Below are 12,466 nucleotides of genomic sequence, written 5' to 3'. Positions count from 1 at the left end.
TCACCGGGTCTTGACGGCCCGGCCTCCCGGAAGGGCGCGGATCCCGTCACCGGCGGGGCCGGAGCCCGAAGCGAACGGCGCGAACGACATCGGCACGGCCGCCCACGGCCGCCAGAGGTCAACGCGGGCGTCAGAGGTCGACCCGAGCTATGAGCGGCAGGTGGTCGCTGCCGGTGGCGGGCAGGGTCCAGGCGGCGACGGGGATCGCCGTACGGGTCATGACATGGTCGATCCGGGCGAGGGGGAGGGCGGCGGGCCAGCTGAAACCGAACCCCCTCCGCGTCGAGGCCAGCCGGGAGGTGAGCGGGGACAGGCCGCGGTCGTCGAGGGTGCCGTTGAGGTCGCCCAGCAGGATGACCCTGTCCAGTTTCTCCGAGGCGACGGCCGCCCCCAGCTTGGCGGCGCTCTCGTCCCTGCGGCCGGACCCGAAACCGTCCGGCGGCCGGATGCGGATCGAGGGCAGGTGGGCGACGTACACGGCCACGTCCCCGTGCGGCGTCCGCGCGGTGACCCGCAGCCCTCGGTTCCAGTCGGGCCCGACGTCCGCGGGCCTGATGTCCACCGGCCGCGAGTCCGTCAGGGGGTACCTGGACCAGAGGCCGACGGTGCCCGCGACCGCGCGGTGGGGGTGGCCGGACGCGAGGGCGTTCTCGTAGACGGGCCGGACGGCGGGCGTCAGCTCCTCCAGGGCGACGAGGTCGGCCCCGGCCCGTACCAGGGCCAGCGCGGTCCCCTCGTGGTCGGGATTCTCCTCGCCGACGTTGTGCTGGAGCACGGTCAGGTCGCCCGCCGCCCCCCGGTCGGCGGGCAGCACCCGCCCGCCGAAGACCACGGCCCAGACCACCGCGGGCAGCACCAGGGACACCGCCGCGAGAGCCGAGCGGCGCAGTAGCGCCAGCCCCAGCAGCACCGGAACGGCCAGGCCCGTCCAGGGCAGGAAGGTCTCCAGCAGGCTGCCGAGATTGCCCACGGTGTTGGGCACCACGGCGGGGAACGCCGTCAGCCCCGCCACCAGCACGGCGGCCGACGCGAGAACCCACCCGCGCGGCCGTGACTTCGAAGGCCCGCCGGACCTTCCGTCCGGCGCGTCCCGGCCCCACGCCCGGCGCCCGGCGCGACGGGCGCTCCTCCCCTCGCCGGCGGCCTTCCGATCTTCGACGCTCATACACCCGACCGTACGATCATCGCGGCCCGGCCGGGCCCCCTCCCGCGGAACGGGCATTCGGCCGAGTAGCCCCCAAGCCTGCCAGGGCACCCCAATAATCTTCGGATGCCGCGATTACTCCTGACGCTCCTGATGGTGACCCTGCTCCTCAGCGGCGGCCACCTCCTCGTCGGACAGCTCACCTTCGATGACCACGCCATCCGCGCCGTCTGGACCTGGCGGACCAGCGGCGCGGCGGAGATCTGGCGTGACGGCTTCGTCCCGACGGAGGGCCTGAGCAAGATGCGGCACGACGTGGAAAAGCAGATCTCGAGCGATGAGGAGTACGGCTTCGCGGTGGCCGGCCCGCTCCCCGCGACCCCCGAGGAGGCGTGGATCCGCTGGGACGACGGCTCCACCATGCGGGCCCCCGTGATCGGCGCACGCCAGGCGCTGATCGAACTGTCCCCCTACGAGATGGAGGCCTCCGCCCGGGACGATCGGGCGTACAAGATGACCGCCGCCACCTTCACGACCATGCGCCTGCGGACCCTGCGCGGCATGGCCACCGTCCCGGCGTGGCGGCTGTCCTTCGCGAACCTGCCCGGCCCGATCGACCACGCCGCGGTCGACCGGGCCACGCTCGGCACCGTCGAGGACGTGGTCGGCGACCACTTGTCCCCCGACGTGGAGGGCTTCGAGGTGCTCGACGAGCGCACGCTGCGGGTGAGCTACGACTACGGCATCTGCCTCGGCGAAAAGAGGCCGGTCGTGCACCTGCGGACCGACGAGCGGCCCGACGTCGTGGTCCTCGGAATCGAGATCCGCGAGCGCAGGAACGGCCTGTGCATGGGCGTCGGCGCGTCCGGCGAGGGCGTCGTCCGGCTCCGGGAACCGCTGGGCGACCGGGTGGTGCTCGACGCGAAGAGCCGGCTTCCCATCTGCCTCCGCTGGTCGGGCTCTTGCCACGCCGGGTGACCTGGGGCGCGTCCTGGCACCGGCCACCGCCATCCGGCCCGCCCCCGATCACCGATCGAACGTGGGACCCACTCGTCTAGGAGGCCGGCAGCCGCCCGGCGAGCCGCTCCAGGCCCTGCCTGATCATCTGCCCGTACCCGTCGTCACCGAGTGCGCCAACGGCGGCACGCCCGCGTTCGAGGTGGTCACGCGCCCGGTCGAGGTCGCCGAGCCTGCGGTAGGCGTCACCCAGGTTGAGGTGCAGGGAAGGGTAGAAACCGCTCACGGGACCGGCGACACCCGCCTGCCGAGCCCGCTCGTCGGTGACCAGGTCGGCAGCCTCCAGGGCGCGCAGGTCCCAGAGCAGTTCCTCCCGCACCTCGTCCTGAACATCGGCCATCGAGTGGGCGAGAGCGCAGCGGTGCAGGGGGTCGCCCGTCACACCGATCTCCTCCCACAGCTCGGAGAACAGCTTCCGGGCGGCCTCTCGCTCACCCCGCCGGCCCAGCTCGACACCTTGGCCGATCCTGGCCATCGTCACATCGGGCTCGGTCATCCGGTCTCCTCAACAGTCCTCAGCAAAAGGGCGACAATGCTCGGCGACTGTAACGACCACCACCGACACAAATCCGGACCGACCGTGCCGACATCGATACCCGCGCGCGAGCCTCAGCCGCCCCCGGTCAGGCCACCCGGCGATCCCTGAGCTTCCGCCGCCTCCCTCGCCGGTGGATCGGCCGCTTCCCGCGGCCGTGACCGGGCACGGGTTGCCTTGACGCCAGTGACAAGGTTCTAGTGTGGCCGCGACAGACGGGTGGGGAGGCCGCCGACGCGTGGCGAGGCCACGATGCCGCCGCGGTACCGGCCACAGCGACCGTCCATCCGCCTCATCGGCCGGCCGACCGGAGGAACGACGATGAAGTTCGCAGTCAGCTACAGCACGCCCTACCACGGCGTCGACCCCGACAAGATCATGGCCTACGCCCGGCACGCCGAGGACTGCGGCTTCGAGGCGCTGTACCTGCCCGAGCACATCGTGCTGTATCCGGGTGCGACGGTCGGGTGCTTCGAGCTCCCGCCGTCGCTGCCGTACTTCGATCCGCTCGACTGCCTGAGTTTCGTCGCCGCGGCCACGCGACGGATCCTGCTCGGGACGGGTGTGCTGCTGCTGCCGTACCACCATCCGGTGATCCTCGCCAAGCGCCTGGCGACCATCGACGTGCTGTCCAAGGGGCGGATGCGGCTGCTGACCGTGGGGCTCGGCGCCCTGCCCGGTGAGGCCAGGGCGGTGGGGGTCGACTTCGGCGCCCGTGGGCGTCGCGCCGACGAGGCGATCGACGTGATGCGGCTGCTCTGGGCCGGCGGCGAAGAGGGTGTCAGCTTCGACGGGGAGTTCTTCTCCTTCGACGAGCTGTGCCAGTTCCCGAAGCCCTACGGGGTCGCCCACCTGCCGATCCACGTCGGCGGATCGAGCCGGGCGGCCGCACGCCGCGCCGGACGACGCGGCGACGGCTACTTCCCGGGTGGCGCGCTCACCCCGGACGAGCGCGTCTTCCAGATGGACCTCGCCCGGGCCGCCGCCGTCGAGGCCGGCCGCGACCCGGAAACGCTGGAGTACACGCGATCGGGGGCGATCGACATGACCGTCGACCAGGTCGAGGCGTTCGCCGCGCAAGGCGTGACCCGCATCGTCGTGAGGGCCACCGCCACCGAACCGGAACAGCAACGCGAGGAACTGTCCGCGTTCGCCCAGCGGTTCGCCCTCCTCGACGCCACCGAGGCGGTAGCGCGCACCTGACGCCTGCCGTGCCGTTCCGCAAGGGCGACCGACCTCCTGCCACGGCAGCCCCCGGCAAAAATCAACGATGCTCGGTGACCGCAACGGCCACCACCGACACGAACCCGGGGCAACCCTGCCGAAGACGTCCGGCCGAAGCCTGGCGATTCACGTATCTCACGGTCGCCGCCCCGCACCCCAGTCCCACATCGCCTGGAGGACGGGGCCGAGGTCACGCCCGCGGGAGGTGAGGCTGTAGCGCACCCGGGGTGGCCAGCCGGGCCGGCGGTGGCGGTCGAGCACACCGGCCTCGGTCAGATGCGCCAGCCGATCGGACAGCACCTTGTCCGACAGCGCGGGCAGCGCCTGGCGAAGCTCGCTGAACGTACGGTCGCCCCGCAGCAGTTCACGAATGAGCAGGGTCGTCCAGCGCCCGTGCAGGGCCGCCAGAGTGATCTCCACCGGGCATGACGGGGTGGGTTCGGTGACGCTCGCGCGAGGGTCGTCGGGCAGGCCCGGGAAACCAACCGTTTGGTGAGCCACGAAGGCGCCTCCTAGCGTTGCCGCGTCTGACTGATTTCTACCCGACCGCGGTCTCCACCCGACCGCGGTCTCCACCCGACCGCGGTCTCCACCCGACTGGAAGGAAACAGGTCGATGATGCAACAGCTGGCCGAACGCCCCGAGGACGTGCCCGCGGTCTTCGCCGAGCGCTTCAATCACGGTGACGCGGAGGCGGTGGCGGAGGTCTACGAAAGTGGAGCCGTGTTCGTCCCGGAGCCGGGCTCAGCGCTGACCGGACAGCAGATCGACGCCGCCAACGGCCGGTTCCTGGCCCTGGGCCTGCCGATCGCCGTCCGGCCACGGCACGTCTACACCACGGGCGACCTCGCCCTCCTGATCGTCGACTGGGTCATCGACGGCACGTCCCGCGACGGCCGGCCCGTGCACATCCAGGGCACCGCGACCGACGTCGCCCGACGCGGGCAGGACGGGTACTGGAGGTACGCCATCGACAACCCCTTCGGCGTACGGACGGAAACCGGCGGCCAGGAAAGTCACTGACGGTCGTCGCCGGTCGTTCACCCCGCCAGACGGCGTGCGAGATCAACCGGTTCCGGCAGGCGCGGCACCCGCTCGTCCTGGCCCCACCCCCCGCCCCTCACGCATGGCCCGGACCGTCTTGCCCAGCTCATGGGCGAGACGCGTGGCCTCGTAAGCCTCAGCCGCACCCGGCTCGGCCATCCGGCGATCTCTGAGTTCCTGCCAGCTCTCTCGCTCACTCATATCGCTTCTTCTTCCTCGTCGACGGTGTGCGCCAGTCGGACACAGCGACGCATGGCCTGGAGAGCCCGAACTCGAAAGGGGCGCCCAGCGCGTCGCCCACCGCGGATCCCACGACGGCGCCGACGGCCCGCCGAGTGCCGACGGCCCGCCGAGTACGGTTCATCCCGGCAGCCTATGACCACCGGTACGCCAGGAAGGCGCGCCGATCGATCAGGAGGATTACGGGGCGTTCACCCCGCTGCCCCTACCGCGGTCGTCGAGGACGAGGGCGGCCCGCCCGTTGACGGTGTAACGGATGTGCGTGACCTCGGGAGTGTGGATCACCCTGGTGGGCGTGAGCTCGATCGCCTCCTTCTCCGCGAGGTCGAGGCCGAGGCCCGCGCCGAGGTCGGCGTCGAGCAGGCGCATCCCCCTGCCGAGCACGGTCGGGACGATGTGCAGTTCCAGCTCGTCCAGCAGACCGGCCTGGAGCACCTGGCGCAGCAGGGTGCCCCCTCCGGCGACCGCCACGTTCTTGCCCCCCGCGGCGGCGCGTGCCTGCTCCACGGCACTGGCGATGCCGTCGGTCACGTAGGTGAAGCTCGTCCCGCCCTTGCGCACCAGGGTCTCGCGGGGGCGGTGGGTCACGACGAACACCGGCGCGCGAAACGGCGGCTCGTCACCCCAGGGGACCTCGCCTCCGTCCGCCATGTTCCGCCCCATGACGTAGGCCCCGGCGGCCTCGAACGTCTCGGCCATGATGTCGGAGTTGACGTCCCGTTCGCCGCCCGCGAAACCCTGCCGTTCACGCCAGGCCGCGGCGTCGATCACCCACCGGGTGACCCGGAAGAAGCCCGCGGCCTCCGCCGACTCCAGCCAGTCCCTCGCCTCGCCGCTGTGTCGCGGGCCGGCGTAGTGGCCGTCGAGTGAGACCGACATCTGTGCCGTCACCTTTGTCATGTCGCTTCGCTCCTGTTCCGGCGGCCCCCCGAATGGGACCCGCTCGGTAGGGAGTCGGAGCCGCGGACCGGATCTCTACCTGCCCGCACCGAAATCTTGACGCCACCGGACGCTCCGGCCTCGCGGCGGCAACGTTCACCGGGTCGTGACGGCAGGGCGGGGTCGGCCGAAATCCGCTTTGGGCCGTGTGGAAGAGGTTCTACTGTGGCGGGGTGGCGACTCAGATGATCATCATCAACGGTGGTTCCAGCTCGGGGAAGTCCGGGATCGTACGGTGCCTGCAGGCCGTTCTTCCCGATCCGTGGCTGGCGTTCGGCGTGGACTCGCTCGTCGACGCGATGCCCGCGCGGATGCGGGCGTCGGACGAAGGGCTCGAGATCGGCGCCGACGGCGGGGTGAGCGTCGGGGCGGACTTCATGGCGCTGCAGGCGGCCTGGATGCGGGGCGTCGCGGCCATGGCCCGTGCCGGCGCCAGGGTCATCGTCGACGACGTCTTCCTCGGTGGAGCCTCGTCCCAGCGGCGGTGGCGGAAGGTTCTGGGCGAGCTGGACGTGCTGTGGGCCGGTGTGAGATGTGAGGCCGCGGTCGCCGCGGGCCGCGAGGTCGCACGTGGAGACCGGGTCCAGGGCATGGCCGCGTCGCAGGCGGACGTGGTTCACGACGGCGTGGTTTACGGCGTGGAGGTGGACACGACGCATACCGAGTCCCTGGTGTGCGCGCGGACCATCGCCGCCCGTGTCAGCTGATCGGTGAATCAGCTCCCGGTGTCCGGACGGAGCGTGGGCAGGCCGGGCGGCAGTGCGGTGTTTCCCAGGGAAACCACTCCCGTAACCAGGGGAGATGCCCGAGTTCTGAGCGCGCCCGCGTGGTACCGGCCGCGTGCGCCGACGGACAAAGGCGGAGCGAGTTGTCAGGCTGCCCTGGGATTCGCCTTTTCGATGTGCTCGACAGCGAGAGCGGCCATTCGGCGGGCCGTTTTCTGGACCTGTTCCCCTTCCTTGGTGCCGTCCGTCCCGTAGACGGAGTAATCGATTTTGATCGTCACGTTCCCCGCACGGACGAACACCTCGTACCCCGACGGCACTCTGATCTCCACTGCCTCGTCCCCGATGTCAGGAACCTTGGCGACCTTCACGAAATGGTCCTTGGCATGGGCGATCCGCTTGTCCAGCCGGACCGCGGCGGCCTCCCGCCCAGAGCTCCGGGAAGTCGCGGTGTGCAGCTCGTACTTCACATCCAGTTGTATGTTGGCACCTATATCTTTCGAAGCCCACCGCGCCCAACTGCTGTTGGGCGAGTGCAGCTCGGACTGCTTGCTCACGAAGCGGTTCAGTCGGTCGATCCCCCGGTCCCCGCCGTTAAGGAGGGCCTCGCTTCGGGAAAGCACGGTGTACGGGTCGTCACGGCCCTGATACGCGGGCATGAGGAAAGACCATGCGGCCCACCCGCCGGCGGCCAGGACGACCAGAGTGACCAGAGCGACGACGAGCATGAGTTTTCCCCGCCGCTTGGTCCGCCCCGCGGCATGTGTCACGACTCTCTCGTGCTGTTCAGCCCTCACGGCGTGGCTCCGTTCTCCTGGAGCCGCACAGGCCCCAGCGCAGGAAGGCTACTTGCGGCCGCCCCCTGTTTTCTTATCTGGACATATCAAAACTAACGCGTCCACAGGACGCCCTGCCGGTATACATCGGCATTCTCCGAGCTCACCAAGCCGGCGGTGCCCGTCCGCCCGATTCGCTGAGCGTTTGTAACCGTTGTGGGGCAGACCCCAGCATTTGAGCGATGCCACAGGATAGACCTCTATTACACCGGTGCCGCTGCGATCGACCGGCTGCCCCTGCCGGGCAAGGCCGGCGAGGCCCTCTTTGGCAGGGGCAGGCGAGACATCGGGAGGAAGTACCCTTCAGAGCTGCGTGTAGGGCGAGACAGGACTGTTGACGATCGTGCCCTTGACGATTGCCGACCTGGGCGTCGGCGTGCGTGATGATGGAAGCGTGGGTTCAGCGCCGAAGCCGGACAAGCCTCGGGCCGAGCGGCCCAAGCGGCGTAGGTTCAGCGCCGGGTACAAGCCGGCCATCGTGGCCGAGGTCGGCTGATCGACGCATCGGTTCTCGGCTCAGCCGACGTACTCGTGCAGCAGCACGATCCACCCTTCCCCCTCGCCGCTCCACAGCAGGCGAGGCGTGGGAAGACCGGGTGGCAGGACGGCACCCGTCTCTCGCTCTCGCGCGTACAGTGACGCGGCCGGGCTGCCGACGGGAACGGCCTTGAGGAAGGCGATCCTGTGGTCATCGGTGTACAGGCGGGCGGTGAGCCCCGGCATGAGCCCCGTGGTCACGGGTTCGGTCTTGAGGACGTGACCGATCCGGGCCTGGACGGCGTCGCGTACGCCTCCGGGAAGATCGCTCCACTGCGGTCTCACGGTCCGCTCTCCTTTGGGTCGTCGGCGTAAACGGCGTGGCATCGGTCGCGTTCGACAGATGTCATTCCCAGATGACGGTGATGGGGCGGTGAGGGCGGTTCAGGACAAACCGGCCTGCGGCGAGATCTCGCGGCCGGGAAGTTCATATGGGCAGGTCCCAGCTCGACCCGCCGGGGTCGCCCAGCCAGACACGCTGACGCTCCCCGCTCACGGTGAGCCCGTACGCCGACTGGTGCGAAGATCCCGCGTCCTGCCAGACCAGGACGGCGTCCTCCACCGCGTCCCACAGCCGCAGCGGACCGTGCTGGCGAACCGTCCACCCGCCCGCCGGGTCGGGCCGGGTGGTGGCCTGCGAACCGGTGGCCACGTCCAGCAGGGCGACCTCCTCCCCGCCCCCCAGCTTCACCGCCGACGGCGCGGCCAGTTGCGCCGCGAACAGCCCGGCCGGACCGTCCAGGACACGCGGATCCACCCGGCTGCTCCTGCCGTCGCCGATCCCGAGAAGGGGAGAGGACATCGGGGGCGGGCCGTGGGGGCGGGCGGTCATGAAGTGGACGTCGTCCTCCAGGAACCGCCCGACGGCCGTGCCGTCGCCGGCAAGGGTGAGGTGCGCGAACGCGACCCCGCCCATCCACCCGGAAAGAGGAGCGGTGATCGTGCCTCCGTCGCGGACCTGCCACATCCAGGGAATCGGGATGTAGCGGACCGAACAGGTGGCGATCAGCCGGTCGTACTCGGCGTTCTCCTCGTACCCCGCGAGGCCGTCGCCGACCACGAGCGTGGGCGCGTATCCGGCGTCGGCGAGCGCGTCGCGGGCCCGCCCGGCCACGACCCGGTCGTACTCGATCGAGGTCACGGCCCTGTCGCCGAGGCGGTGACACATCAGCGCCGTGGAGTAGCCGGTTCCGGTGCCGATCTCCAGCACCTTCTCGCCGTCGGAGATCCTCGCGGCCTCCAGCATCCGTACGACCAGGCCGGGCATCGTCGACGACGACGTGGGCGCCCCGCAGGCGAGACCGCGCGTCTCCTCGACCATCACGCCGTCGATCTGCGTCACCCATGTCTCGTCGCGGTAGACCAGCCTCAGCCATTCGTCCCCGGTCATCTCCTCCCGGCGTGCCACCTCCCACCGGTCGCCGTACTCGGTGGCCCCGGCGATCGCCGAGCCGAGAAACGGCTCGCGCGCCACCGACTGGACCGCGTCCCGCCACGCCGGGTCGCTCAGGCGTCCGGTTCGGGTGAGCCGGTCGGCGAGGTCACGGCGGAGCCGGGCCGCCAGAACGGGCGTGCCATAGGTGATCACGGTTGTCCCTCCAGGAGCAGGTCGGCGAGAGCTGCGGCGATCGGCAGGCCGGTGGCGTCTTCGATTGATGTGGTCAGCCGGTCAGGTGGAGCGGTGGTGCACCCATGCTCGTCCTGCCTCGGCGGCCCGCGCGCGGAAATCGCGTCCTTCCACCGGGCCGAACCGCGCCTTGTACAGACGAAACAGCGTCCACAGCGCGGCCAGGGCGGTTACGGCGTCCGCGGGTGCGGACCGCCAGGCGGGCACCTGGGCGAAAAGTGCCTCGGTCTGCTCGGGGGTGTGGCCCGCCTCGATGAAGCGGGGTGCGAGTATGACGGCATCTATCCAGGCCGCACCGCGCGCAGCGAACGCCCAGTCGATGACGTACGGCCGACCGTCATCGATCCGGAAGTTTCCGGAGTGCAGGTCGTAGTGGAGAAGGGTGTCGCCGTCCAGGGCGTCGGGGCTGAGCTTGTCGAGCGCCGTCTCGTACATGGCCCGGTGCGGCAACTCCTCGGGAGGAAGAGCGAGCAGTCGCGCGGCCTTGGCCTGGAGCATCGCGATGTTCGCGGCGACATCCGGAACATCGCCGGGGCACGGGGTGAGCGCTTCGTTCAGGACGACCAGGGTGTCCAGCACGAGCGGCACATCCGGTGAACCGGGCGACAGATCGGCATCGCGACCGTCGACGTACTCATGCAACAACACGATCCACCCCTCCACCTCACTGCTCCACCGCAGGCGGGGGGTGGGCAGGCCGGGCGGCAATGCGGTGCCGGCTCGTCGTTCCCGCTCGTACAGAGACGCGGCCGGACTGGTGGTGGAGACAGTCTTGAGGAAGACGGTTCCGCCGTCCTCGACGTGCAGCCGGGCGGCGAGGCCGGGCATGAGTCCCTTGGTGACGGGTTCGGCCTTGAGGACCTGGCCGATCCGCTGCTCGACGATGTGACGCACGGTGCCGGGGAGGTCGTCCCACTGTGGTCTCACGGTCAGCTCTCCCTTGGGTCGTCGGCGCAGCCCGCGTAACACTGGCTGCATTGGCTGGCAGGTATCCACAGCTTGGGGACAACCGGCAGGCCGGCGGCTCGCATGGCCTCGACGGTAGCCCCGATCGCGGCCACGGGGTCGTGAATCGCGTCCTCGGGGGTGTCAATGGGCGCGTGATGAATGAACCGGCCGGCGACCTTGACGCAGAACTCCTGGTACTGACGGGTGTACGCCAGAAAAGCGTGCCAGCCGATGTCCACCTGCTTGGAAGGCGACAAACGCGCATCCGGGTTGAACGCGCACGCCACCAGGAACGCCAGGGCCTGTTCCATGATGTGCGCGGCTTCCTCCGCAGAGATGTCCTCCTCGCGGGCGATGCGGTCGATCAGGAATCCGAACAGCTCCTCGGGGATGAGGGTACGAGGGTTGGCCAGCTCATCGTCTGTGAGCCGAGCCGTTGTAGCAGCAGCCATTGCAGCCTCCGTTACACGGGCGATCCTTGAGGGAATCTCGCGCGGTGATGCGGCTCCACGGGAGATAAGCGGCAGTCGAGAGAGCTCGACACGTCCGGAGTGAGCGGGGAGGAGCGCATGCATTGACGCTAAGGAGGGCGCCTACCTGCTCCCCAAGGAGTTTGAGCCTCTTTGCGGAACAGCTCACGCAGTGGGCAACGTCCCTGCCCCACCGTGCAAACTCGCGCAAAGTCCTTGAGGTGCTACTGCACTACGCCCACCCTCAGTGACGTGGTCATCCGTTTCCGATCGGAGGAGAAGCCTCGTGACACTGCGTTTCCTCGGCAAGGACACCATCGACGGCGGTTCGCCGACGCTGTTCGACGACGGCGACAGATACGTGCTCCAAGGCTGGATTGTCACCGATCCGACCGTACTCAGCTGGTTCGGCCTCGCCGACCACGAGACCGTCGCCGAAGTACCGAAAGAGCTCATGGCGTTCCTGCCAGAGGGCGTGATCGTTCCTAGCGGATCGTCCTTGGTGCTCGATCGCGGCGAAACGTACGTGTTCCAAGGCCCGCTCATCACCGACCCGGTAGTGCTCGCCCAGTTGGACCTGCCCGGCCATGAGACAGTGATCGAGATCCCGAAGACCGTGCTGGAGGTTACCGGTGACCTGGAGCCCCGAGGCGCTGACGTTTGATCAGTGGACCGCGATGTTCCGCTCGTGCGAGCGTTCGGCGGTCCATCTGGAGATGCGTGACCTGTACGCCGTATCCGCAGAAGACCCCATGTTCTCGGCGTGGAGGGCAGGCCACCGCGATGACCCGGCCGATGAGGCATCGTGGTGGCGACCATGGCTCAGCCTGATGCGGGAAACGACCGACAGAGGCGTGGAGGTCAAGCGAGCCCGGATCGTGTCGGAGCCGGTGACCGAGTACATCCGCTTCGAGTACGACGTCTCCTTCACCAACCTCGCAGCAGGTGAGCAGGTGCGATGGCTCCCCCGGCGCCTGGCGTCCGGGATCGCACTGCCCGGTAACGACTTCTGGCTGCTGGATGGGGATCGGGTGCAGTTCAACCACTTCACCGGAGACGGCGACTGGGCCGGGGTGGAATGGTGTGAAGAACCCGACGTGGTGAAATTGTGCGCGGCGGCGTTCGAGGCAGTATGGGCGGCGGGAACCGACCACGGCGACTACACGCCCACCTGATCACG

15 protein-coding genes are annotated in these 12,466 nt (G+C 69.5%); 6 read left to right on the top strand and 9 right to left on the bottom strand.

The features are described from left to right. Positions 1 to 130: 130 nt before the first annotated feature. Positions 131 to 1,165, bottom strand: coding sequence for an endonuclease/exonuclease/phosphatase family protein (locus tag AB0F88_RS39475; RefSeq protein ID WP_362696333.1), 1,035 nt, complete (start codon positions 1,163 to 1,165; stop codon positions 131 to 133). A 105-nt stretch (positions 1,166 to 1,270) separates the two neighbouring features. Here AB0F88_RS39475 and AB0F88_RS39470 point away from each other — a divergent pair, with 105 nt between their 5' ends. Further along, complete coding sequence (locus tag AB0F88_RS39470; RefSeq protein ID WP_362696331.1) at positions 1,271 to 2,122, top strand: hypothetical protein; 852 nt, start codon at positions 1,271 to 1,273, stop codon at positions 2,120 to 2,122. Positions 2,123 to 2,198: 76 nt separating this feature from the next. Here AB0F88_RS39470 and AB0F88_RS39465 read toward each other — a convergent pair whose 3' ends face one another. Next, positions 2,199 to 2,657, bottom strand: a complete 459-nt coding sequence (locus tag AB0F88_RS39465; protein WP_362696329.1) for a hypothetical protein — start codon at positions 2,655 to 2,657, stop codon at positions 2,199 to 2,201. A gap of 360 nt (positions 2,658 to 3,017) precedes the next feature. Here AB0F88_RS39465 and AB0F88_RS39460 point away from each other — a divergent pair, with 360 nt between their 5' ends. Next, on the top strand, positions 3,018 to 3,899 hold the full coding sequence (locus AB0F88_RS39460; RefSeq protein ID WP_362696327.1) for a TIGR03619 family F420-dependent LLM class oxidoreductase: 882 nt from the start codon (positions 3,018 to 3,020) through the stop codon (positions 3,897 to 3,899). A gap of 156 nt (positions 3,900 to 4,055) precedes the next feature. Here the strand turns inward: AB0F88_RS39460 and AB0F88_RS39455 are convergent, their stop codons facing one another. Then, positions 4,056 to 4,421, bottom strand: coding sequence for a helix-turn-helix domain-containing protein (locus AB0F88_RS39455; protein ID WP_362696325.1), 366 nt, complete (start codon positions 4,419 to 4,421; stop codon positions 4,056 to 4,058). Positions 4,422 to 4,535: 114 nt separating this feature from the next. Here AB0F88_RS39455 and AB0F88_RS39450 point away from each other — a divergent pair, with 114 nt between their 5' ends. Next, the gene (locus AB0F88_RS39450; protein WP_362696323.1) at positions 4,536 to 4,943 is read left to right on the top strand and encodes a DUF4440 domain-containing protein; all 408 of its coding nucleotides are present in this window, start codon (positions 4,536 to 4,538) and stop codon (positions 4,941 to 4,943) included. 441 nt (positions 4,944 to 5,384) lie between these two features. Here the strand turns inward: AB0F88_RS39450 and AB0F88_RS39445 are convergent, their stop codons facing one another. Continuing rightward, positions 5,385 to 6,104 (bottom strand): dihydrofolate reductase family protein, encoded by a 720-nt coding sequence (locus AB0F88_RS39445; RefSeq protein ID WP_362696321.1) that lies wholly within the window; start codon positions 6,102 to 6,104, stop codon positions 5,385 to 5,387. A 212-nt stretch (positions 6,105 to 6,316) separates the two neighbouring features. On the opposite strand from AB0F88_RS39445, the gene cpt reads away from it, so the two are divergent. After that, positions 6,317 to 6,850, top strand: a complete 534-nt coding sequence (cpt, locus tag AB0F88_RS39440) for a chloramphenicol phosphotransferase CPT (RefSeq protein WP_362696319.1) — start codon at positions 6,317 to 6,319, stop codon at positions 6,848 to 6,850. A 164-nt stretch (positions 6,851 to 7,014) separates the two neighbouring features. Here the strand turns inward: cpt and AB0F88_RS39435 are convergent, their stop codons facing one another. The 5 genes from AB0F88_RS39435 to AB0F88_RS39415 all read right to left on the bottom strand — a co-directional run bounded on the left by AB0F88_RS39435 (position 7,015) and on the right by AB0F88_RS39415 (position 11,268). Beyond that, positions 7,015 to 7,596 (bottom strand): hypothetical protein, encoded by a 582-nt coding sequence (locus AB0F88_RS39435; protein ID WP_362696317.1) that lies wholly within the window; start codon positions 7,594 to 7,596, stop codon positions 7,015 to 7,017. Between the two features lie 624 nt (positions 7,597 to 8,220). Next, complete coding sequence (locus tag AB0F88_RS39430) at positions 8,221 to 8,526, bottom strand: hypothetical protein (protein ID WP_362696315.1); 306 nt, start codon at positions 8,524 to 8,526, stop codon at positions 8,221 to 8,223. A 142-nt stretch (positions 8,527 to 8,668) separates the two neighbouring features. Then, positions 8,669 to 9,829: an ATP-grasp peptide maturase system methyltransferase gene (tgmC, locus tag AB0F88_RS39425; protein ID WP_362696313.1), complete on the bottom strand. Its 1,161-nt coding sequence runs from the start codon at positions 9,827 to 9,829 to the stop codon at positions 8,669 to 8,671. A gap of 81 nt (positions 9,830 to 9,910) precedes the next feature. After that, complete coding sequence (locus tag AB0F88_RS39420; RefSeq protein ID WP_362696311.1) at positions 9,911 to 10,795, bottom strand: phosphotransferase; 885 nt, start codon at positions 10,793 to 10,795, stop codon at positions 9,911 to 9,913. 2 nt (positions 10,796 to 10,797) lie between these two features. Beyond that, positions 10,798 to 11,268 (bottom strand): hypothetical protein, encoded by a 471-nt coding sequence (locus tag AB0F88_RS39415; protein WP_362696309.1) that lies wholly within the window; start codon positions 11,266 to 11,268, stop codon positions 10,798 to 10,800. A 304-nt stretch (positions 11,269 to 11,572) separates the two neighbouring features. Between AB0F88_RS39415 and AB0F88_RS39410 the strand changes: the two genes are divergently transcribed. Next, positions 11,573 to 11,950, top strand: a complete 378-nt coding sequence (locus tag AB0F88_RS39410) for a hypothetical protein (RefSeq protein WP_362696307.1) — start codon at positions 11,573 to 11,575, stop codon at positions 11,948 to 11,950. Continuing rightward, a complete protein-coding gene (locus AB0F88_RS39405) occupies positions 11,919 to 12,461 on the top strand; it encodes a DUF6879 family protein (protein ID WP_362696305.1) in 543 nt (180 codons plus the stop codon). Before AB0F88_RS39410 ends, AB0F88_RS39405 begins: the two co-directional genes overlap by 32 nt. Positions 12,462 to 12,466 lie beyond the last annotated feature (5 nt).

This window comes from Streptosporangium sp. NPDC023963, assembly GCF_040639135.1.
GTDB lineage: Bacteria > Actinomycetota > Actinomycetes > Streptosporangiales > Streptosporangiaceae > Streptosporangium.
The sequence above is the reverse complement of the archived record's forward strand: the minus strand, read 5'-3'. Positions and strand labels throughout refer to the sequence as shown.

Coding starts and splice junctions, on each gene's coding strand:
- AB0F88_RS39450 (WP_362696323.1), top strand. CDS start 4,536: ATGATGCAACAGCTGGCCGAACGCCCCGAGGACGTGCCCGCGGTCTTC.
- AB0F88_RS39470 (WP_362696331.1), top strand. CDS start 1,271: ATGCCGCGATTACTCCTGACGCTCCTGATGGTGACCCTGCTCCTCAGC.
- AB0F88_RS39460 (WP_362696327.1), top strand. CDS start 3,018: ATGAAGTTCGCAGTCAGCTACAGCACGCCCTACCACGGCGTCGACCCC.
- AB0F88_RS39475 (WP_362696333.1), bottom strand. CDS start 1,165: ATGAGCGTCGAAGATCGGAAGGCCGCCGGCGAGGGGAGGAGCGCCCGT.
- AB0F88_RS39435 (WP_362696317.1), bottom strand. CDS start 7,596: ATGCTCGTCGTCGCTCTGGTCACTCTGGTCGTCCTGGCCGCCGGCGGG.
- AB0F88_RS39465 (WP_362696329.1), bottom strand. CDS start 2,657: ATGACCGAGCCCGATGTGACGATGGCCAGGATCGGCCAAGGTGTCGAG.
- AB0F88_RS39415 (WP_362696309.1), bottom strand. CDS start 11,268: ATGGCTGCTGCTACAACGGCTCGGCTCACAGACGATGAGCTGGCCAAC.
- AB0F88_RS39445 (WP_362696321.1), bottom strand. CDS start 6,104: ATGACAAAGGTGACGGCACAGATGTCGGTCTCACTCGACGGCCACTAC.